The sequence below is a fragment of the Nocardiopsis sp. B62 genome (assembly GCF_018070675.1).
Classification (GTDB): domain Bacteria; phylum Actinomycetota; class Actinomycetes; order Streptosporangiales; family Streptosporangiaceae; genus Nocardiopsis; species Nocardiopsis prasina.
On sequence record NZ_JAGPXK010000010.1, the window covers coordinates 53548 to 75456 of the forward strand.

Sequence of the window (21909 nt, forward strand, 5' to 3'; positions counted from 1 at the left end):
GACACGAGGGAACCGGCCGCCCCCGGGGAGCCGATGTCGAGGACGGCCGGTCGATGAGCCGCGTCCCGGGGGACCGCGCACCGGGCGGTGAACGGGTGGCCGGGGCGCGATCGGGCCGCGACCGGGATGCGGACCGAGGCGATCGGTCAGTCGCGGAGCTTGGCGACGACGTCGATCTCGACCAGGATGTTGGCCAGGTCGGAGCCCACGGTGGTGCGGACCGGGTAGGGGGCGGTGAAGTGCTGTTCGTAGACGGCGTTGAACTCCGGGAAGTCCGCCTTGAGGTTCTCCAGGTGGACCGTGGCCTTGACGACGTCGTCCAGGGTCAGCCCGTGCTCGGCGAGCACGGCGGCGACGTTGGCCAGCACCCGCGTGGTCTGCTCACCCACGGTCGGTGCCACCTCGCCGGTCTCGGGGTCCTGCGGGCCGAACCCGGCCGTGTACAGGAAACCGCCCGCGACGACGCCCTGGCTGTAGGCACCGGCGGGAGCGGGGGCCTGGTCGGTCTGGACCGCCTTCTTGGACATGCGTCTCCTTCGGTCGGGTCTCGCGTGCTCCTGCGCGCGCCGGGGATCGTGTGGTCACGCAGGTCCGCGAACACATTTATTGGCAACAAAGTTACCAATTATCTTTGCTGAAGCGTATCTTGGGCCACACTGACACTCCGACGGCGGAGACGCCGAACCGGGTGTCGGGGACCCCGAACGGAGGAACAGTGCAGCCCGAGACCGTACTCGCCGGGGGACGGGTGATCGACGGCACCGGCGGTCCCTCCCGCCGCGCCGACCTCGTCCTGCGTGACGGCCGCATCAGCCACATCGTCCCACCCGGGAGCGCTAGGAGCACCGGCGAGATCATCGACGTGAGCGGCCTCGCCGTCTCACCGGGGTTCGTGGACATGCACGCCCACTCCGACCTCGCCCTGCTCGCCGACCCGGCCCACGAGGCCAAGGTCCTCCAGGGCGTCACCCTGGAGGTGCTCGGCCAGGACGGGCTCGGCTACGCGCCCGTCACCGACGCCACCGTCGACCTCGTCCGCGAACAGATCGCCGCGTGGAACGGGACCCCCGACCTCGACTACTCCTGGCGCGGTGTCGGCGAGTACCTGGACCTCATCGACCGGGGGTCCCCCACCAACGCCGCCTACCTCGTCCCCCAGGGCAACGTCCGCATGGCGGTCGTGGGCAACGACGACCGACCCGCCACCGAGGCCGAGATCGACCGCATGCGCGCGATGATCGCCCGGGGCATGGCCGAGGGCGCGCAGGGACTCTCCGCCGGGCTCACCTACACCCCCGGGATGTACGCCAGCGACGACGAGATCGTCGCCCTCCTCGAACCCGTCCGCGCGGCGGGCGGCTACTACTGCCCCCACCACCGCAACTACGGCTCGCGCGTGGTGGAGTCCTACCAGGAGTGCCTGGAGGTGGCCCGCCGCGCCCAGGTGCCCCTCCACCTGGCCCACTGCCACGTGAACTTCCCGCAGAACCGGGGCCGCGCTCCCGAGGTGCTCGACGCTATCGACGAGGCCACCGTCCGCTACGGCCTGGACGTCACCCTCGACTCCTACCCCTACCGGGCCAGCGCCACCTACCTCGCTGCCCCGCTGCCCTCCTGGGTCCAGGAGGGCGGGACCACCGCCACCCTCGAACGCCTGCGGGACCCCGCCATCCGCACCCGGGTCCTGCGGGAGATCGAGGTGGAGGGCACGGACGGCAACCACGGCGTCCCCATGGACTGGACGACCCTCGTGGTCTCCGGTACCGCCGACCCCGCCCTCTCCTGGGCGGTGGGGTCCTCCGTCTCGGACCTCGCCAGGGCCCGCGACGAGGCCCCCGGGAAGGTCTTCGTCGACCTCCTGATCGCCGACGAGCTGCGCAGCGGCTGCCTCCTCCATGTCGGCAACGAGGAGAACATCCGCACGATCATGCGTCACGGGTCGCACACGGCGGGCAGTGACGGCATCCTCGTCGGGGAGCGCCCCCACCCGCGCGGCTGGGGCACCTTCCCCCACTACCTGGGCCACTACGTGCGCGAACTCGGGCTGCTCAGCCTGGAGGAGTGCGTCCGGCACCTCACCTCGCGGCCCGCCCTGCGCCTCGGCCTCGTCGACCGGGGGAGCATCCACGTCGGGGGCGTCGCCGACCTGGTCGTCTTCGACCCCGACACCGTCCACGCCCGGGCCACCTACGAGGAACCCCGTCAGACCCCCGTGGGCATCGAGCACGTCATGATCGCCGGAGAGTTCACCGTCCGGGACGGACGTCGCACCGACCGCCTGCCCGGCCGATCCATTCGGAGGAACGCCCGATGACCAGGATCGACGCGGTCTGCGTGGGGGAGACCATGGCGGTGCTCACCTCACCAGGGGCCCTCGCCGAGGGCGCCCGCCTGACGGTGGGCACCGGTGGCGCCGAGTCCAACGTGGCCATGGCGCTGGCCCGGCTCGGCCACCGTTCCGCCTGGGTGAGCCGGGTGGGGGCGGACCCCTTCGGACGGATGGTCACCGACTCCGTCGCCCGCTGCGGGGTGGACGTGCGCGGCGTGGAGGTGGACCCGGTGCTCCCCACCGGGCTGTACGTGAAGGACACCGCGCCCGGCGGAGCCGGGGTCCTCTACTACCGGAAGGGGTCGGCCGCATCGACGATGTCCGTGGTGGACGCCGAGAAGGTGTGGTCACGGGGGCCCCGGCTGGTGCACCTGTCCGGGATCACCTCGGCGCTGTCCCCACGCGCCGCCGCGCTGGTCCGGGAGCTCCTCGACCGGCGGGCCGGGAACGGTGCGCTGCGCTCCTTCGACGTCAACCACCGGCCCGCACTGTGGGAGGCCCGCGAGGCCGGGCCGGTCCTGCTGGATCTCGCGCGCCGCGCCGACGTGGTGTTCGTCGGCCGCGACGAGGCCGAACGCCTCTGGGGCACTCCGGCGGTGGAGGATGTCCGGGCGATCCTCCCCGAGGTGCCCACCCTGGTGGTCAAGGACGCCGAACACGGGGCGACGAGCTTCGACGGGGCGGACACGGTGTTCGTGCCCGCCCCGTCGGTGGACGTGGTGGAGGAGGTCGGTGCGGGCGACGCCTTCGCCGCGGGCTTCCTGTCGGGGCTGCTCGACGACCTCGCACCGGACCGGCGGCTGAGCCTCGGGCACGCGGCCGCCGGACAGGTGCTGCGCTCCCGTGGGGACGTCCTCGACCGCGTTCCGGACGAGGTCCCCGGCATCCGTGCGGGGAACGCCTAGCCGATCACGATGGCCCCGGCCAGGACCGGGGTGCCGAAGCGAACGGAGCCCTGACCGGAGGCCAGGGTGCGGCTGCCCTGGCAGCTGGTGCCCGCGAAGAGCGCGAACCGGGACTCGCCCTCGATCTCGACCACCCCGCCCTGACCGGTCTCCAGGACACGGCAGCCGCCGTTCTCCACGGACTGCTCGTGGCCGGACTCGAAGGTGACGAGGACAGGGGCGGTCTCCTCCCTGCTGGCCATCCCCGAGATGGCCCCGGCGATGGTCGCGGACATGGTGGCGAGGTTCGCAGGGCGGATCGGCACGGGATTCCCCTTTTCACCGGGCTCGCGCGAGCCCTTGGGACACAGGTACTGGAGACGCGGCCGGGCACCGAAGGGCGCTGCCGTGTGCGGAGTTGGCTACTCTGTGTCATTTAGCTACAGGATCACGCGAAAGGTGGGGAGCCGCCGCGGAGTGTCGGCGGATTTCTCCGCGGGGTGAGGGGCCCTTCGTCGGCCTGGTGGCGACTGGGTACGATGAGTGCCAACGGACGGGAAGGGAGGGCGCGCGTGCAGTACCTGATGCCCTTCTTCGAGTTCCTCACCCTCGGTTTCCTCCCCGTCGACCTCCCGCTCCCAGGTGTGGAGGGCGGCGCCCTGACCCTGCTGGTCGTGGCAGTCGGCGCGGCCCTGACCTGGCTGGCCCTGCGCGGTACGGCCCTGTGGCCGGTGGGCGACACCGCCACCGGCACGGCGCACGCGATGCGCCGCAGAGCCAGGAAACTCCCCGTCCTCACCCTGTGCGACCCCGACGCGGCGGGCAGACCGCGTCCCCGAGCCCCCGGCGCGGCCCTTCCGGCCGCTCGCTGACCCACGCCCGGACGCGTGCCCACGCACGCCCGTGCCGTGGCTCGGCTCCGAGCGGCCTGACGTCTGAACTTCCCACCCAGACGAAGGGTCCCGACCTTGTACACCTTCGGGCCGATCGCGGCCGTCATCAGCATGCTCTCGGCGGTCCTCGCCGCCCTCACCACCACGCTCACACCGCTCGCGGGCGCCCTGGCCGCGGGGCTGGCGATCGTCGGCCTGACCGTCGCCGTCCGCCTCCTGCTCCTGCCGTTGGGGGTGGCCCAGGTGCGCGCGGAGAAGCAGCGCGCCCGGATCGCGCCCAGGCTCGCGGAGATCACCAAACGCCACGGCAAAAACCCGGAGCGGATGCTCGCCGAACAGCGCCGGGTCTACACGGAGGCGGGCACCTCCCCGCTGGCGGGCTGCCTGCCCGGCCTCGTGCAGATCCCCCTGGTCGTGGCCCTGTACGGGCTGTTCATCGGTGCCGGACCGGGGGAGGAGCCCCTGCTCGCACACACCTTCGGCGGTATCGAAATGGGATCCACCCTGGTCGCCAGCGTCGAGGGGCTCCTGGTCCCGCCGGTCTTCGCCGCGCTGCTGGTCCTCCTGGCCCTGGTGGCCTGGGCCAACCGTCGCTACGTGGTGCTGCCGATGATGCGGGAGAACCCCGCGCAGCCCCCGATGCTCGCGGCGCTTTCCTACATGCAGTTCATGACCGTGGTCATCGCCGCGTTCGTGCCGCTGGCGGCCGGGATCTACCTGTTCGCCTCCACGACCTGGGCGCTCGCGGAGAAGGTGGTGCTGCGCAGGGTGCTGCCGGACTGAGCCCCGCCGCCGGGGCCGCCCGCGGGCCTCAGAACTCGACGGTCACGCAGGCGAGGCGGTCCCCGGCAGTGCCCGCGTGCCCCTCGTGGGTGGCGGTGTGCTCGTCGTGCAGCACCAGGGAGTGCGCCTCGCCCTCGCGGAACTCCCAGTCCACCGTCGAGGTGACGAAGGCGTTGCCGCTGTTGTCGGTGGTCATGTCCAGCCAGACCTCGTTCTCCGAGTTGGCGTACTCGGGGTCCGTGGAGGGCTCGTCGTCCTTCGCCGCCGGGTCGACCTCGTTCTGGTAGTGCGGCCCGGCGTCGGCGGGGTCGTCACCGCACGGGCGGGTGTGCACGTGGGCGCCGAAGTCCCGGTCCGCCTCCAGGCCGGTCCCGGTGAACTGCACGAACGTGGAACCGTCCTGGACACGGACCTGGACGTCGGCGGTGGCGCCCTCGGGCACCGCGGTCTCGTCGTAGGTGATCGCCCCGGCGCTCTCGCCCGGCGGGAGGAAGATCGAAGCGGTCACGCTCGGGGCGGTGGTGGGCTGGGCGGCGGGGTTGTCCGTGGAGGTCGCCCCGTCGCTCGTGGAGGGGGCGCCTTGGGCGCACCCGGTGGCGAGAAGGGCGGTCAGGACCAGACCGACGGCGGGTGGCGTGGTGCGCATGTCGGGACTCCCCGGGATCAGTGCTGTGGCTGTCCGCAACGTTACCCAAAGTGCATGTGGGATAACTACCAGTGCGGCAACTGTGGTGTGGGCGGAGGGGCGGCACCGCCCTCGTGAGGGCGCGCCCGTGCGCCCGGCCCCCGCTGCACGGGGCTCTCCCGGCGCTCCTGGGCCCCTCCGGTGAGGGGACCGTACCAGCAGACCGTGCGGCAGGAGGCCGGCCCCCTCAGGGATGGCAGACTGGTGCGTCCCACCACGAACCCTTCTGAACAGGCGACATGAGAACGATCAAGCGCGGCGGCGAACACGAGATCGAGATCAGGAAGTCCCGGTTCGTCTGCGCCATGGCCAGGGTGGACAGTGAGGACGCCGCCCGCGCGTTCATCGCCGAGCGCCGCAAGGAGCACTGGAGCGCCAACCACAACTGCACCGCCTACGTGCTGGGCGACGACGGAGGCGTCCAGCGGTCCAGCGACGACGGCGAACCAGCCGGGACCGCCGGGGTGCCCATGCTCGAGGTGCTCCGCCACCGGAGGATCACCGACACGGTGGCGGTGGTCACCCGCTACTTCGGCGGGACCAAGCTGGGCGCGGGCGGGCTCATCCGCGCCTATGGCAACGCGGTGTCGGCCGCCGTCGAGGAACTGGGCCTGCTGGAACGGCGCCGACTCCTGGTGGTGGACGTGTTCGCCGACTACGTCCTCGGAGGTCGGCTGGAGAGCGACCTGCGCGACTCCTCGGTCACCGTCCGGGATGTCGCCTACGAGGAGCGGGTCCGGATCGAGGTGGCGCTGCCCGAGGCCGAACTTCCCGACTTCGAGGTCCGCCTCGCCGAGCTGACCGGAGGCCGGGCCGAGTCCGAGGTGAGGGGAGTCACCACCATCGAGGTGGAGCCCGAAATCGGCGCCTGAGCCCGGGAACGGCGCGCTCACAGGGCCGTAACGAGTGGCCGACACCGTGTATCCACCTGGCCGCTCCCCGGCTTAGGATTTGCCGTAAACGTCATCGTTTCGTGGGGAGATACCGTCAATGCGCAGCTCACGGGTGCTTCAGGCGCTGACCTGTGGCCTTGCGGCGCTGCTGGTCGCGGGGTGCACCGGTGATCCTGAACCGGAGCCGCCCGCTCCCGCACCGGAGGAGGAGCCACCTCCGATCCCCACGGAGTTCGAGGGCGAGGCGCCTCCCGGCATCGAGGGCGAGGTCCTGCGCCACCTGCATGGCGACGGCGCGGACTCCCACGACATCCTCGACGACCCCCTGGGCGTGCGGATCAGCTCGGTCGGTGGTGCCTTCCTGATCAGCTCCGGCGGTGAGGACCGCCACCTGCTCCAGGACGCCGCCACCGGTGACACCCTCTGGGAGGGCGAGGCGCGCTTCCGGGGATTCGACACCGACACCGAGGGTGCGTCGGTCCTGCTCATGACGGACGCGGACGACACCCCCTTCGTCCTGGACGCCGACGGGGACAGACTCTGGGAACCGGCAGAGGAGGGCGACCTCTACCTGGACGGCCTCGCGGTGCGCCGCCCGGCCCAGTGGAGCGCGGAGGAGCCCCACGGCGACTTCTCGGTGCTGGACACCGAGGGCGAGGAGCTGTGGTCCTACACCTTCGAGGCGGAGGACCCCGAGTCGGAGGATCCGGAGTCGGCGGACGGCGGGACCGACGCCGACGAGGAGACCGACCGGGAGGAGACCGAGGCCAGCGCGGACGACCCCGAGCGCCTGGGCGTGCCGGTGGCCGCCTGGGACGACACCGTCCTGCTGGACTCCGGGGACTCCGTCCTGCGCGCCCATTCGCTCGACCCCGACGACGCGGGTGAACTCCTGTGGTCGGTGGCCGCGAGCGACGAGGAACTGGGGTTGCCCGCCACCGCGCCGACCCCCGTCCCGCAGATCCTCGGGGTGTTCCCGGCGCCCCAGGCCGAGCCCGAGGAGGACGCGGAGGACGCGGACGACCCGGCGACGGTGCTGCTGCGCTGGGCCCAGCCCGAGGCGCCCTCGGTGCTCTCCGCGCACGACACCGTGGACGGCGAGCCGCTGTGGACCCTGGAGGAGGCGGGCACCAACCCGGTCTCCCGGCACTTCGACGAGGCCGGCTACCCCGGGCTCCTGCACGACCCCGACACCGGGACGCTCCTGCTGTCGCAGGCCAGCGGCGAGGCCACGATGGTCGCCGTCGACCTCGTGGAGGGTGAGGTCCGCTGGGGCCTGGAGGAGGACGACGGCTCGATCTCCCCGGCCTTCGCCCACGGCGGCCTCGTCTACGGGGACTCCCGCTCCAACGAGGACGGTGACCTCCAGCTGGTGCTGGACGCCGAGACCATGGACGTGGTGGGGGACGAGCTCTCCGCCTACGTGGAGGCGATCACCGACACCGGTCACGCCATGCTCGTCCAGGACCGCCAGCGCTTCGTCCTCGGTCCCGCGCCCGAGGACCTCGAAGCCACCGAGGAGGCGCAGGACGGGGACGGCGAGGACTCCGAGTCCCCCGCCCCCTCCGACGCCGCCAGCTGATCCGGTGAGCGACCGGACACCGGCCCCCGGGCCCCGCTACGAGCGCGGTGTCGTCACCAACCCGGTGCTGCGGATCGCGGGAATGGTGACCGCCCTGGCGATCGTCGTGGTCGGCACCGGGATCCTGATCGTGGACGAGGGCGCGTTCTGGTGGCCCTTCGGCGCGGTGCTGTTTCTCGCCGCCGCTCTCGGCGGCACCCTCGTGTACGTCTCCAGCGTCCACGTGAGGGTCGCGAAGGGCGAACTGGAGATTAACGCGGGCTACCGGAGCGTCAGGCTTCGGGTCGGCTCGGTCGGGTACGTCGGCAGGGCGCGCTTCGAGGGCCGTCACGCGCGACGCCTCGGCAGGTTCAACCTGACCAACGCCCGCGCGGGCGAGGGCGTCGAGATCGTCAGCCGGAACGGCACGTACGTCACCGCCCGCACCGACACCCCCGACGAACTCTTCCGGGCGCTGCTCGCGGAGGGCATGGACCCGAACGCCCTCCGCGTCCCCTTCCCCTACGAGGTCGTCAGCTACCGCCGCGTCCGCGAGATCCAGCGCGAGGAACGCACCGGGAACCCGGGCTGAGACAGCCCGGCCCCCCGAGGGCGGCGGCCCCGCTCACTGGCGGCGTTCGGGCAACCGCAGGACCACCCTGAGGCCGAGTGCCCCGGTGTCGACGGTGCCGTCCTCGTGGGCCTCCCACTGCCAGCGCGCGTGGATCGACTCCCCGGTGCCCACCACGAGGGTGTTCGGGGGGATGCCGCCGAGCACGTGTTCGTCGGCGGTTCCGAGCGGACGCGGCACCACCACCACGAGCGGGTGTTCGGCGCTGTGCTCCAGGCCGTGGACGGGGTCCGGGGCGGTCAGGTCGGGCGGAGTCGCGGTCACCAACGAGTGGAGCGGCTGACCCGACCGCAGGACCCGGACCGTCAGGCCCTTGGAGTGGAGCGCGTCGGCGATCACGCGCACCGCGTCGGCGGCGATCGTGCGGTCCCCGCCCACGGCCAGCAGACCGCGCGTCCTGGTGAGGTCGACGTGGACGAGCGCGTCTCCGTCCTCCAGCGTGCCCAGGCACGCCAGGACCCCGTTGACCACGGGGCGGACCATCGTGTGGGTTGACGCGGCGAAGTTGAGCGGGCCGGAGGACCCCGAGCCGCGCGCGTAGCGCCACGTGGTGGTGTCGACGACCCGCCACGAGGTCGCCGGAGGGGTCGCCCCGGCGGGGACGATCGCGGTCGTCTCCCCGGGCGTGGTCAGGATGGCGACGGGACGGGCGGGAACCTCGGCGGGGGCTCCGAGGAGGTCGGCGTGGGCGCCCCCCGCCCGGTGGACGGCGTCGGGGTCCGCCGTGACGCGTTCGGTCGCGGCCCGGCGGCGACGCGTCGCCGCTGCGATCCGAGCGGACCTGGGCTTGCGGGGCCTGCGCCAGGGGAGCGCGGCGATCCTCCGGAACGGCCAGGCGATGGCGCGGCCGATCGGCTGCCAGAACAGCGTGAGCAGGGTCAGCAGGATCAGCACCGCGGCACCGGCCGCGAGGAGACGCGGGTCGATCTTGGGCTTGTCGTCCTGCGGGGTGACGTCGGTGACCTCGCCCTGCTCAGCTGACGGCTCCTCCTCGGGAGGCGGGGAGTAGGCGGGCGGCGCCGGGTGCGGGCTCGGTGGAGCGACCCCCTGGGCGTTGGCCTGGTCGACCGCGACCACGCAGAGCGGGTCGCGGCCCTCGTAGACCCCCTCCCCGCCGGAGTCGAAGGGGACCACCAGCCGCCAGCCCGCCTGGAGCGCGCGGTCCTCGCCCAGCGCCTGACCGTCCGACTGGGTGCGGCCCGCGTTGAGCTCGTGGATCTCGTCGGCGCGCTCGGGGTCGTCCAGGATGAGGTCGGCGATCGCCTCGAGCCCGGGGGAGCCCTCCGGGACCACGTAGTAGTAGACCTGGGGGCACGTGTCGTAGGTGCCCGCGGTGTCGGCGCTCGCCGGGGACGCGGTCGCGGACAGGAGAGCCGCCACCAGGGAGGCGCTGACCGCGAGGCCGGTGGCGGTGTGGGCCGTCAGCGTCGCCGCCGACCGTGTTCCGAGGGGTCGTGCCGCCGCTGTCAGGGTCACTCGCTCTCTCCCGTTGGTGTCTGCGCTGGTGGGGTCGTCCGGGGGGAAGATGCGGAAAGACTCCTCCCGGTTCACGGGAACTCGGGGGCCTTTCGAGGCATCTGTTCACTCACGGGGGTGGGAGTCTATGATGTCGGACTCGCGCGTTGCCCTACGCCCCCGAGCCCCGCGAACCCCTGGCTGTTCGTGCCGCTGCCTGTGCGCGGATCACGACGGTGACCTGTCGGACCTGGAAAGCGAGTACTTCGGGACGTGGCCAAACAACCTCGTGAGTACCTCCGGTGGGACCTGCTCGACCGCCCCGACGACCCCGTTCCGTGGCAGACGAGTGACGTCCGCACCCTGAGCAGGTTCTACGAGAGGCTGTCGGACGCGGCCGAACAGGCCGCCGCCGACATGCGTCGCCTCGAGGGCGACTCCCTGGGTGAGGGCGACACCGTCGCGGCCCTCAAGGAGCTCGTCAACGAGCTGCCCAAGCACCTGGACAAGGCCCAGGAGGCCTACGAGAAGGGGTACAGGGCCCTCGACAAGTGGGAGATCTCCCTCGGAACGGCCCGCCAGGACAGCGCGTCGATCGCCCACCAGGCCGCCTCGGCCTACACGGCGCTGGAGGACACCGACGCCTGGAAGAAGAGGGTCGATGGTGAGGACCCCGAGCGGGACGCGTTCATCACCAGGCTGACCAGCGTCCTCAACGACATGGACGAGGCCGCCCGCGAGTGCGCCGACGCCTTGGAGGAGGCCAAGCAGGGCAGCCCGCGCAAGCTGTGGGGTTGGCTGGACAAGATCGTCACATGGGTCGAGGAGAACCCGCTGCTGTACGCGGTGGCCATGGTCGTCGCGGGCCTGGCGGCCATCTTCATCCCCGGACTCGGTATCGCTCTGGCCGCCGCAGTCCTCGCGATCAGCACGTCCTCCCTCGTCAAGGAGGGCAAGTTCGGTCTCAACATGGAGACCGTGGTCACCCTCGGCATGGACGCGCTCTCCCTCATCCCCGGCGGCACCCTGCTCAAGGGCGGGCGCGCGGTCACCGGGATGGCGCGCCAGGCGGCGACCCGCACCCCGGGGCGCCTGCGCGGAGGTGTGTCCAGGGCGGCCTCCTCGGTCCGCAGCGGTGCCAGCCGCGCGGTTCCCGCCAGGGTGAGCCGGGCGGCCGGAACCACGGCCGGAAGGGTGAGCCAGGCGGCCAACACCACGGGTGGGAAGATCGCCACCACCATCGCCAAGGACAGCGCGGCCAGCATGGCATCGTCGGTCACGGTGCAGGTCGCGGGTGAGGGCAGGAGCCTCAGCGACATCAACTGGACCAGCGAGGCACTGACCGCTGTCGGGACCAGCGCGGCAGGGTCCACCGCCGGGGTACTCAAGGACAACGGGACGCTGCCCACCTTCTTCGGGGGCGGTGCGGACAACGGCGGTTCCGGTGGCGGTGGAACCGACTCGACGCCGGACCCCGGCGGTTCCGGGCCTGACGTGAATGGACCCCCGGACTCGGGCGCGTCCTCGGACAACGGGACGAACTCCGGGGGCCGCAGCGGCTCCGGAGAGTCGAGCACCGTGACAACCGGGGACGGAACGGGCACACGTGGCTCCGTGGACGGGGGAGGACCGGAGGGCGGAACGGCTGCCGGTCCGTCCCCAGCCGATCCCGCGACTGGGGCAGCCACGAACACGTCGCCCGGTGGGGCCGAGAACGCGCCCAGTTCCGCTGACGCCGCTGCTTCCACTGACTCCGGTGGCTTCGCGGGTGCCGACGGTGGGAGCTCTGGGAACACCAGCCCCTCCGGCACGGGGGAGGATTCGGGCAGCGGCCGCACCGGTGGACCATCCGTGCCGGGTGCCGGTGCTGACGGTGCCACAGGTCCCGGCGCTTCTGCTGTGGGTGCTGCGACCATGAGTTCTGGTGATGCTTCCGGTGCCGGGGAGGCTACCGGTTCCGCAGGCTCGGGTGACGGCGGTACGGGTGCCATGCCCACCGGTTCCGGTGATGTCTCTGGGACTGGAGACACGGCTGGTGCCCCGAACGCCGGTAGCGCGGATGGTGTCGTCGGTGGGTCCGGTGACGGACGGACCTCCGCCGACCCGGCCCCCGACTCGGACACGAGCAACCCGACCAACCAGGGTGGTTCGCGGGATTCGGCGTCCGAGTCCGGGGACGGAGCGGGCGGCCGTGACTCCGGTGAGGGCCGGAGTGGACGTGACGCCGGTGGGGAACCCAGGGAGGAGTTCGCGCCGGTGACCCGGTCCGGGGGCGGCACGAACACACCGCAGCCCCCCGATCGTTCGCGGACACGGGTCGGTGAACCGGACGACGTGGACGTCTCATCCGGGAACCGCGATGGTCAGGCCCTCGATGCCTCCGCCCGACCCGGTGCGCGCTCTGACGGGAGCGCCTCATCGACGCACGGCGGGACAGAGCCGAACCCCGCTCCTCGGACCACCGGTCAGGACCCGAGCGAGTCCCCGACCCCGAGTGCCGACCGGGCCCAGGGCGAGCCCGGCTCCCAGAGCCCTCGGCGGTCAGCGGAGGAGTCCGCGCCAGCGCGCGGCGGGCAGGAACCGATCCGGCCCGAGCAGCGGTCCCCGGGGCAGGCCTCCAGCGAGGCCGCGCCCCGCCAGCGCGGTGAGGACACCCAGCCCCTCGACTCCCCGCGTGCGGATTCCGGTGCCTCCGCCCAGGACGGTTCGACCGTCACCCACACACGAACGACCGGCCGGGGAGAGTTCACCACCACGCGTGGACCGGACGGCGAGCAGAACACCTCCTACCGCTACCCGGCCGCCAGCGAGGGCGGATCGGACCTCACCCTGAACGTCACCCGTGACGGAGCGGACGTCAACGGCACGGGCGTGCGGAGTACGGGCAGGGGCTTCGAGGTGTCCTCGACGGACGGCTCGTCGGTCCGCTCCCAGCGCGACGGCGCCATCCGCACGGGCGATCTGGAGGTGACCGGCCCCGGCGGCAGGGGGCGCGCCTCCTACCGCGACGGCGAGTTGACGGTGTCCACGAGAGACGGCGACGTCTCGGTCTCGCGGGACGCGAACGGCAACGAGGTCCGGACCGAGGACGGTCTCACCGTCCGCCAGGACGCGGACGGCCTGCGGGTCAGCCACACCGGCGACGGCCCCGTCGACCAGAGGATGGACGGTGACGGCCCCGACGTCACCCGGGCGGCAGCCGACAGCACGGGGCGTCCTCCCCGTTCCCAGGTGACCGACCCGACCACGGGCAGAAACGCGGAGGTCGGGGTCGACGGCTACCGGGTCGACGTCCCCGGTGGTTCCTCGCACGGCTTCGACCGTGCCGACGGGACGGTCCGGGTCGAATCCGGCGACGCCCGAGCCGAGGTCAGGCCTGACTCCGCGCACCTGTCCCATGCGGACCACGGCGTGGACTTCGCACTGCGCCAGGACGGCACCGGAAGGGTCAGGGGCGGCCCCTCCAGCGCCGAGATCCGCGCGGACGGCGGCATCGACCTCCGGGCATCCGTCTTCTCGCAGAGCAACGACGCCACCCTCCGGCAGGAGGCCGACACCCGGGGCGGTACCCGGCCCGTGTTCAGGGCCGGGAACGTCACCGCTGAACCGGGACAGGTCAGCTTCGACCACGGGGCCCGGGTCGAGGTTGTGGACCACCAGGGAACGAGGGCGATTCGCGTGGTCGACGGCGGCCGACAGCGGACCTACAACATGGACGGTACGCCCGTAAGGGGCGAGACCTACCCGAGTCTGCCCCTGAGCCCCGGTGCCGACTCACCCTTCATGGTGATCAGCTCCCCGGACGGCAGCACGCTCACCAGGGTGACGATCGAGCCGGGGCGTGGCGGTGGCGGGCCGGGCTCGGCCCCCGCGATGCGCGTCGAGAGCCCGTACGGCTGGTCGGTGCGCACATCGGGAGACACAGACGTGAGCATGGCGGCTCCGGGCGGAAGGGAGAACTCCCTGGAGGTGACGCGCCGCGGTGACGGCTCTGTCGCGGTGAGCACCAGGGACGGGAGCCACCGGGCGGACAACGGTGGCGGTCGGCTCAGTGTCTCCGGCCCCGGACAGCTCAGGGGCGACACCGACGGAGACCGGGTGCGGGTGTCCGACGGCGAGGCTTCCACGACCGCGCGTACGGACGAGAGCAGCGTGATCCCGGGCGAGAGGGTGGCCGAGACCAGGAGCGACAGGGAACCCCGTCGATCGTTCGGGGAGAGCTCGCAGCACGAGAACTCGGTGTCCACGAGCGAGGGGACGAGCGTCTGGGCCAGGGGCAACGAGGTCAACACGACGATGGCCCCGGGCCGGGGACCCGGCACTGTCGGCTCCGGCGACCGGACCGTCGACATCACGCCCGACGGCCTGAGCGCGCGGGGCACCGGCCGTGACTCCGGCACGTGGGAGGTGTCCACCGGTCCCGCTGGAACGAGCGGGCGCAACGGTGCCCAGAGCATCGAGGTCACGGCCGACCCCGGAAGGGGTGGGGTGCGCAGTCCGGTGCACACCGGCGACGGCGGGATCCAGTGGCGCAACCCGAGGAACTCACCCGAGCAGATCAGGTTCGAGACCGGCGGGGACGTCGCGGGCAGTCGGACGGCCTCGGGGCGGACCGAGGTCACCGACGCGAGCAACGGAACCACGGTCAGGGACGCCAGGGGAGGAGCGCGGGTCGACCCCGGAGGGGGTGGCCCCGAGCTGCGCGTCACCGAGAACCACGTCCGTGTCAGCGCACCGGACGGCACCCAGCACCGGGTGGACGTGCCGGGACCGTCGGCCGACGGCGGCACCGCCAGCTCCGGCCGCGACGGGTCGGGAACCACCTCCGACGGGGAGGGACGACGCGGCTCCGATCGCCCGGAACGTCCGGGCCGCGATCCGGTCACCGACATGCCCAACACCCGGAGGGCGGCCGTCGAGGCGATCCCCTTCGAGCTGTTCAAGAACATCCTCAACGTGGTCGCGGGAACGGGCTTCGACTTCGCCCGCCATTTCGCGGCCGAGGCGACGGGACTGGACTGGCTCTCGGACGGCATCGCCTTCGGGCCCGACGGCACGCCCAACCCCAGCTACGTGGTGCAGTCCTTCATGCAGCTCGGCACAGCCATCCCCAAGGCGGCGGCCGAGGGCCGGTACGGGGGCGCGGACGGCCTGCCCGGTCTCCCCCTGGAGCTGGGCCACCAGGCCATGCGCAACAACCTGCGCGACGAGTACCTTGACGAGTTCCACGAGGACTTCCGCGAGGGCGAGAAGGTCGAGGACCAGCTCGACGCGCTCAACAAGCTGCTCACCGAGGAGAACCTCAAGGAGTACGAGGCCACCCGCGACACCGAGCACTCCAACCCCGGTGCGGTCGAGGAGCAGGAGCGGGCGGACCGCTTCCTCGCCGAGGCCCAGGCGCAGAGGAAGGTCCTCGAAGCAAGGCTCGCGAAGCTCTACGACGTCAGCCTGGAGGACGTGGAGAAGATGCGGGACCAGGGCTGACACCGCACCGCCGGATGACGCACGAACCAGGAAGGGGGCCGGATGGCCACCATCGTCAGTATCGACACCGACGCCCTGATCGACATGCGGGGGTCGCTCGGCAGGATCCAGAGCGCCTTCGCCGAAGCCGAGGAGGGCGATTCCTACCGGAGCCCCGAGGACCGGGCCGAGGACATCGGTCCGGGCAACCTGGTCGACAAGGCCAAGGACTACGGCAAGGACTGCAAGAAGAACTACGAGCGCCAGGCCGAGGACCTCGGTGCCCTGCTCCAGGCGCTCACCCCCGTGATCGAGACCTTCGAGGAGGCGGACACGGAACTGGGCACGAGCCTGAGTGAGGACAAGTCCGCACCCGCAGGCCCTCCGCCCCCCGGGCACCCCAACCAGTCCGCCGTCTAGCCAGACCGCGGAGAGCCACACCCGCCCGCACGAGGAGAACCGACCGCCATGCCCTACCTGTTCGAGGAGGACGTCCCGAAGCGGGACATCCTGTTCGACTACGCGCTTCCGGAAGGCTGGACGCAGTACGACCTGTCCGGGAACGCGCTCGCCGAGCTGCGCGCCAAGGTCCTGGAGACATACGGGAACCGGCCGGAGGAGGCCGAGGCGCTCAACGAGCTGATCGCCGACATGTCCAGGGTGACCAACGAGGCCACCGGGTCCGGGCTCATCTCGGCAGCCGGGGCCTTCCAGGAGTACGACGACGGGTTCTTCATGGCGACCGTCTGCGTGTTCGCCTTCCCTGCGGGACGGGGGGAGAACACCATCGACCCGCTGCGCCTGGTCGACTACGTCTACCAGGACTCGGCCACCGCACGCGAGGGCACCTGGCTGCGCAAGAGCGTCGTCGACCTGACCGAGTCCGGGCTGGGGCAGTGCGGTCGCATCCACGGGATCACGGACTACGAGACCGACGAGGCGATCGTGCGCACGGTGGCCATGCACACGGCCATGGAGTACCCGGGCCTGGACAAGCGGATCCTGGTCAGCTGCACCAGCCCCAACTCACACGAGGTCGACGAGGTCCTGGACCTCTTCGACGCCATCACCGGCTCCGCGCGGTTCTGGGAGCGCGACGTCCCCGCGGACGAGGACACCTGAATCTCCGCCAACCGGTGCGGGTCAGCGGGTTCCGGGGCGAACCAGCACCCACGAATACGTATCAGCCACAATGAGCACAGAAGGGCCCTCGGGGCCTCGGCCGGACGCGGCCGCCCCGAGAGCACACACACGAGGAGAGACACATGCCCGCGTACAACGTCGACAGCGACAAGACCGAGGAGACCTCGGGCTCCCTCACCCAGGAGTTCAACGAGTTCACCGAGCGCCTCCAGAGCATCAAGACCAAGGTCGACGCGCTGATCTCGGACGGCTACAGCACCCCCGCCGCGGAGAAGCACTTCCGTCCGTTCTTCGAGGACTTCAACAGCGGCTTCGAGGACGTCAACAAGGGTCTTGAGGGCATCGCCAAGTACCTCAAGCAGGTCGGCACCACCTTCAGCGAGACCGACGAGAAGCTCGGCGAGGGCCTCAAGGGCTGACGGCTCCGAGCCGCCCCGACCCCCGACCCCGCGCCCCTCGCGGGCTCCCGCGGGCTCCCGCCCCGCGCCCAACAGCCCCGCCCCGAACGCCCGCGCCGGACCCCACGCCCCCCTTCCGGCTCCCGCGCGGGCGCGGGGCGCAACGCGCGGACCCCGCCGACCGCCGCGTCGGCAGACGTGACCCGCCCCTGACGGCAGAGACCCGGAAGCAGTCCTCACCGTGCGCCTTCTCTTCACCGCGACTCCAGCCACCGGCCCGTCCGTGGACGGACCGAACGGCTCCGGCCCCGTCGCATCCTCGCCCCTGCGGCTGGACATGCTCGTCGACGCCGACCCCAGCGCCACGGTGCGCCAGCTCACCGAGGTCGTGGACCCGGTGGTCCGGACGATGCCGCGCGTCGACGGCCGGGAGGTCCCGCTCTACGTCGGCGACCGTCGCGTCGATCCGTCCGTGTCCCTGGCGGACGCCGGGATCCTGGACGGGTCGGTCATCGGTGTGGGCGGGCCCGCCGAGGTCAAGGCCGAACCCCCGGGGGTGGTGGAGGTCCGGGTCGTCTCCGGTCCCGACGCCGGGCGGGTCGTGCGGCTCGACCCGGGCGACTACGTGGTCGGCGACCACGAGAGCGCCGTGCTCGTCGTCGACGCGGACGGCCACTGGGCGCGGATCCGCGTGTCCCCCGACGGCACCGTCACCATTACCAGTACCAGCAGCGGTCAGGGCACCTACCTGGAGCGCGACGAGGTGGCCCCGAACACCGCGTGGCCGCAGGGGGAACAGCTCACCCTGGGCGGGACCCTCTTCGAGGCGTGGCCCAACCACCGGCCCGACGCCTCCGTCGTCACCTCCGAGGACGGCACCGGCCTCGACTACAACCGTCCGCCGCGCCTGCACCCCGCGCCCGCCAAGACCAAGTTCAAGCTGCCCACCCCGCCCGAGCCGCCGGACAAGCCGATCGCCCAGCTGCTCATGATGATCCTGATGCCGATCACCATGGCGGTCGGCGGCGCGCTCATCATGAACCGCCCGCAGATGCTCCTCATCGGACTGCTGGCGCCCGTCTCCGTGCTGTTCATGCAGTTGATGCAGCGCAGGACCACCAAGGCCCGCTACGAGAAGCAGCTGCGCGAGTTCGAGGAGAAGACGGAGCGGGTCACCAGGGACGCCCGTGACGCCCTCGTCTCCGCGCAGCGGCGCCTGCGCGACACCTGCCCCGACCCGGCGGCGGTCCTCCTGCTGTCCACCGGCCCGCGCTCCCGCCTGTGGGAGCGCCGCAAGATCGACGAGGACTTCACCCAGCTGCGCGTGGGCACCGGCAGCATCCCCTCCGAGGTGGTCCTGATGGACCCCACCAAGGACGACCACCGCAAGGAGGTCACCTGGGACATGCGGGACGTACCGGTGAGCGTGTCGGTCAGGGACAACGGCGTCGTGGGCGTGGCCGGGACCGGCGAGGGGGCCCACGCCCTGGAGCGCTGGCTGGTCGCCCAGCTCGTCGCCCTGCACAGCCCCGCCGAGCTCCAGCTGTACCTGCTGTCCATGGAGGGTGACCACACCCGCTGGCGGTGGACCCGCTACGTGCCGCACCTGCGCGGGGACCTGCCCCAGCTCTCGCTGGGCCGGATCGGCATCGACGCCACCACGTGCGCCCGCCGCGTCTCCGAACTCCTGATGATCCTGGAGGCGCGGGCCAAGGCCGCGCGCGCAGCCGTCGACGACGAGCCCGCGATCGTGGTCGTGCTCGACGGCGCCCGCCGGATCCGCTCGCTCCCCGGGGTCGTCCAGCTGCTGCGAGAGGGCCCCGAGGTCGGTATCCACGTCCTGTGCCTGGACGCCGAGGAGCGGCTGCTCCCCGAGGAGTGCCGGGCGGTCGTCAGCATCACCCCGCACGGGATGCGTCTGCGCCGGACCTCCTTCGACAACGTCGAGGACGTGCGCGCCGACGTCCCCTCCGCCGCCTGGGCGGATCGGCTCGGGCGCGCCCTGGCCCCGCTGCGGGACAGCAGCGTCGGCGAGTCCGGCGGGTCGCTGCCGCGCAGCGCGCGCCTGCTCGACGTGATCGGCCTGGAGCCGCCCAACGGCGACGCGATCGCCGCCCATTGGACGAGCGGCGGCCGGAGCACGGTCGCCACCCTCGGCGTCGGCCTGGACGGCCCGTTCGCCGTCGACATCCGGCGGGACGGCCCCCACGCGCTCATCGCGGGCACGACGGGTTCCGGCAAGTCCGAACTCCTCCAGACACTGGTGGCGTCGCTGGCCGCGGTGAACCGTCCCGAGTCGATGTCGTTCGTGCTGGTCGACTACAAGGGCGGCAGCGCGTTCAAGGACTGCGTGGACCTGCCGCACACCGTCGGCATGGTCACCGACCTGGACACCCATCTGGTGGGACGCGCCCTGGTCTCGCTCGGCGCGGAGCTGCACCGCCGCGAGCACATTCTGGCCAAGGCCGGAGCGAAGGACATCGAGGACTACCTCGAACTCCTGGACCGTGACCCCCGCATGCCGCAGATGCCCCGGCTGATGCTGGTCATCGACGAGTTCGCGTCCATGGCGCGCGAGCTGCCGGACTTCGTCAAGGGTCTGGTCAACATCGCCCAGCGCGGCCGCTCGCTCGGCATCCACCTGGTGCTGGCCACCCAGCGTCCCGGCGGCGTGGTCACCAACGACATCCGCGCCAACACCAACCTGCGGATCGCGCTGCGGATGACCGACGAGACCGAGAGCCGCGACGTCATCGACGCGGCGGAGTCGGCGCACATCGGGATCGACACCCCCGGACGCGCCTACGCCCGGCTCGGCCACGCGTCGCTCCTGCCGTTCCAGTCGGGTCGGGTGGGCGGCCGCAGGGTCGTGGCCGTGGAGAACGCCTCGGCTCCCGTCGCCCACGCGGTGAAGTGGTCGGACCTGGCGCTTCCCGCCCCGATCGCCGCCAAGGAGAGCCAGCAGAGCGGCGACGTGGAGGCCACCGACCTCACGGCGTTGGTCGCGGCCGTGCGGGAGGCCACCGAGCAGGTCGGCGCGCGGCGTCAGCCAAGCCCCTGGCTGGAGGCGCTGCCCACGTCGCTGACCCTGTCCACGCTCCTGCGGGGGCGGCCCCCGCAGGCCGAGCCCGGGGTCGTGCGTCCGGTGCCGATCGGCCTCATCGACGTCCCGGCGCAGCAGCGCCAGATGCCGTACACGTTCGACCTGGCCAGAACCGGACACCTGCACATCATGGGGTCGGGCCGCACGGGCCGCTCCCAGACACTGCGCACCCTCGCCGCCTCCCTCGCCCTGGGCCACCACCCGGACGACGTGCACATGTACGGCCTGGACTGCGGCAACGGTGCCCTCCTGCCCATGGAGCGGCTGCCGCACTGCGGGGCGGTCGCCCAGCGCACCCAGGGCGACCGTGTCGTGCGCCTGCTGGGGCTGCTCGGAGAGGAACTGGACCGCAGGCAGAAGCTGCTCGCGGCGCACGGCTGCGCCGACCTGGAGGAGCTCCGGGCCAAACTGCCCGGTCAGGAGCGACCGGCCCACATCGTGCTCTTCATCGACCGCCTGGACGCCTTCGAGCAGGCCTTCGGTGAGTACAACTACGGGGCCCTGGTCGAGGACGTCACCACCCTGATGAGGGACGGTGCGGGCGTGGGCGTCCACGTGGTCGCCACCGGTGACCGCCTGCTGACGCGCACCAAGTACTCCTCCACCACGGAGGACCTGCTGGTCCTGCGCTGCAACGACAGCGGGGACTACGGTTCGGCCGGGCTCCAGGCCCGCGCGCTGCCCGAGGAGGTCCCGGACGGCCGGGCCTTCCGCGCGGGCGACGCGCTGGAGGTGCAGATCGCGCTGCTGACGAAGAACCCCCAGGGCGCGGCCCAGGGTGCCGAGCTCGCGCGCATCGCCGAGTTCGTCTCCCAGCGACCCCAGCCGGGCGACGGGCCGAGGCCGTTCCGCGTCGACGTCCTGCCGGACCAGCTGAGCTACGCGGACATGCCCCGGTACCGGACCCGGGCCCCGCGGCCGCTGCACGCCCTGATCGGCGTCGGAGGCAACGAACTCACCGCCGTCACCGCGGACCTGTCGCGGATCCCGACCTTCCTCGTGAGCGGTCCGCCCCAGTCCGGGCGGTCCAGCATGCTCACGACCATGGCCGCGTCCCTGCTGGAGGGAGGGACGGAGCTGCTGCTCGTGACCCCGAGGGGATCACGCCTGGCCGACCTGCGGAACGAGCGCGGGGTGCGGGCCGTCGTCGACTCCGCCGAACCGAGGCTGTCGCAGCTGCACGAGGCGCTCGGCCGCTTCGAGGCGGACACCGCGGTCGTGGTGATCGACGACGCCGAACTGCTGCTCCAGAGCGACCTCGGCAAGGAGTTCACGCGGATCGCGCGCGGCATGGTGGGCGCGGGCTGGGGCATCGTCGCGGCGGGCACCAACGAGGCGCTCCAGGGCGGCTTCAACGGCTGGCACGTCCACCTCAAGCGCAACCGGATCGGTGCGCTGCTCTCTCCGCAGAGCCAGGCCGACGGCGAGGTTCTGGGACTGCGCCTGCCCAAGGGGGTGTCCAGCCCGAGGCTCACCCCGGGGACCGCCTACCTGCACCTGGGCGACGGCAGGGTCCAGCAGGTGAGGGTGCCGATGCCGTGACCACCGGAAACCGGGGTGTGACGACAGGTACCTTGTGCGCGAGGTTCGAGGCGCTAGTATCCACCTACTCCCCTTGGCCCCGTTTGTCCTCCCCCTGTTCTCGGTGGGCGCCTGACCCCGCTGCCAGAGTCAACCGTCCCACCCGT

General features: G+C 72.1%; 16 protein-coding genes. 12 read left to right on the top strand and 4 right to left on the bottom strand.

Annotated elements, in window-relative coordinates; all coding sequences use genetic code 11:
• Positions 1 to 146 precede the first annotated feature (146 nt).
• Positions 147 to 527 carry a RidA family protein gene (locus KBX21_RS13145; RefSeq protein WP_049566653.1) on the bottom strand — a complete coding sequence of 127 codons (381 nt, stop codon included), beginning with the start codon at positions 525 to 527 and terminating at the stop codon, positions 147 to 149.
• 188 nt (positions 528 to 715) lie between these two features.
• On the opposite strand from KBX21_RS13145, the gene KBX21_RS13150 reads away from it, so the two are divergent.
• On the top strand, positions 716 to 2314 hold the full coding sequence (locus tag KBX21_RS13150; RefSeq protein ID WP_210842070.1) for an amidohydrolase family protein: 1599 nt from the start codon (positions 716 to 718) through the stop codon (positions 2312 to 2314).
• Entirely contained in the window at positions 2311 to 3234 is a 924-nt protein-coding gene (locus KBX21_RS13155) for a sugar kinase (RefSeq protein WP_210842071.1), read from the top strand. Before KBX21_RS13150 ends, KBX21_RS13155 begins: the two co-directional genes overlap by 4 nt.
• Here the strand turns inward: KBX21_RS13155 and KBX21_RS13160 are convergent.
• Positions 3231 to 3539: a hypothetical protein gene (locus tag KBX21_RS13160; RefSeq protein WP_049566643.1), complete on the bottom strand. Its 309-nt coding sequence runs from the start codon at positions 3537 to 3539 to the stop codon at positions 3231 to 3233. The genes KBX21_RS13155 and KBX21_RS13160 overlap by 4 nt on opposite strands.
• 246 nt (positions 3540 to 3785) lie before the next feature.
• On the opposite strand from KBX21_RS13160, the gene KBX21_RS13165 reads away from it, so the two are divergent.
• Together KBX21_RS13165 and KBX21_RS13170 are read left to right on the top strand one after the other, a co-directional pair.
• A complete protein-coding gene (locus tag KBX21_RS13165; RefSeq protein WP_156208008.1) occupies positions 3786 to 4085 on the top strand; it encodes a DUF6412 domain-containing protein in 300 nt (99 codons plus the stop codon).
• A gap of 96 nt (positions 4086 to 4181) precedes the next feature.
• Entirely contained in the window at positions 4182 to 4889 is a 708-nt protein-coding gene (locus KBX21_RS13170) for a membrane protein insertase YidC (RefSeq protein ID WP_210842072.1), read from the top strand.
• Between the two features lie 28 nt (positions 4890 to 4917).
• Here the strand turns inward: KBX21_RS13170 and KBX21_RS13175 are convergent, their stop codons facing one another.
• Entirely contained in the window at positions 4918 to 5535 is a 618-nt protein-coding gene (locus KBX21_RS13175) for a superoxide dismutase family protein (RefSeq protein WP_049566634.1), read from the bottom strand.
• Positions 5536 to 5813: 278 nt separating this feature from the next.
• Here KBX21_RS13175 and KBX21_RS13180 point away from each other — a divergent pair, with 278 nt between their 5' ends.
• The 3 genes from KBX21_RS13180 (at position 5814) to KBX21_RS13190 (ending at position 8620) form a co-directional block, all read left to right on the top strand.
• Positions 5814 to 6446 carry a YigZ family protein gene (locus KBX21_RS13180; protein WP_049566631.1) on the top strand — a complete coding sequence of 211 codons (633 nt, stop codon included), beginning with the start codon at positions 5814 to 5816 and terminating at the stop codon, positions 6444 to 6446.
• A gap of 118 nt (positions 6447 to 6564) precedes the next feature.
• A complete protein-coding gene (locus KBX21_RS13185; RefSeq protein ID WP_210842073.1) occupies positions 6565 to 8049 on the top strand; it encodes a PQQ-binding-like beta-propeller repeat protein in 1485 nt (494 codons plus the stop codon).
• Between the two features lie 4 nt (positions 8050 to 8053).
• Complete coding sequence (locus tag KBX21_RS13190; RefSeq protein WP_210842074.1) at positions 8054 to 8620, top strand: hypothetical protein; 567 nt, start codon at positions 8054 to 8056, stop codon at positions 8618 to 8620.
• A gap of 33 nt (positions 8621 to 8653) precedes the next feature.
• Here KBX21_RS13190 and KBX21_RS13195 read toward each other — a convergent pair whose 3' ends face one another.
• A complete protein-coding gene (locus KBX21_RS13195) occupies positions 8654 to 10135 on the bottom strand; it encodes a hypothetical protein (protein ID WP_210842075.1) in 1482 nt (493 codons plus the stop codon).
• 252 nt (positions 10136 to 10387) lie between these two features.
• Here KBX21_RS13195 and KBX21_RS13200 point away from each other — a divergent pair, with 252 nt between their 5' ends.
• From KBX21_RS13200 to KBX21_RS13220, 5 genes are all read left to right on the top strand, one after another.
• Positions 10388 to 15598 carry a hypothetical protein gene (locus KBX21_RS13200; protein WP_210842076.1) on the top strand — a complete coding sequence of 1737 codons (5211 nt, stop codon included), beginning with the start codon at positions 10388 to 10390 and terminating at the stop codon, positions 15596 to 15598.
• A 42-nt stretch (positions 15599 to 15640) separates the two neighbouring features.
• Positions 15641 to 15997, top strand: coding sequence for a hypothetical protein (locus KBX21_RS13205; RefSeq protein ID WP_049566617.1), 357 nt, complete (start codon positions 15641 to 15643; stop codon positions 15995 to 15997).
• Positions 15998 to 16045: 48 nt separating this feature from the next.
• A complete protein-coding gene (locus KBX21_RS13210) occupies positions 16046 to 16699 on the top strand; it encodes a hypothetical protein (RefSeq protein ID WP_049566615.1) in 654 nt (217 codons plus the stop codon).
• Between the two features lie 143 nt (positions 16700 to 16842).
• A complete protein-coding gene (locus KBX21_RS13215; protein ID WP_049566612.1) occupies positions 16843 to 17139 on the top strand; it encodes a WXG100 family type VII secretion target in 297 nt (98 codons plus the stop codon).
• A gap of 262 nt (positions 17140 to 17401) precedes the next feature.
• Positions 17402 to 21763 (top strand): FtsK/SpoIIIE domain-containing protein, encoded by a 4362-nt coding sequence (locus tag KBX21_RS13220; RefSeq protein WP_307869205.1) that lies wholly within the window; start codon positions 17402 to 17404, stop codon positions 21761 to 21763.
• Positions 21764 to 21909 lie beyond the last annotated feature (146 nt).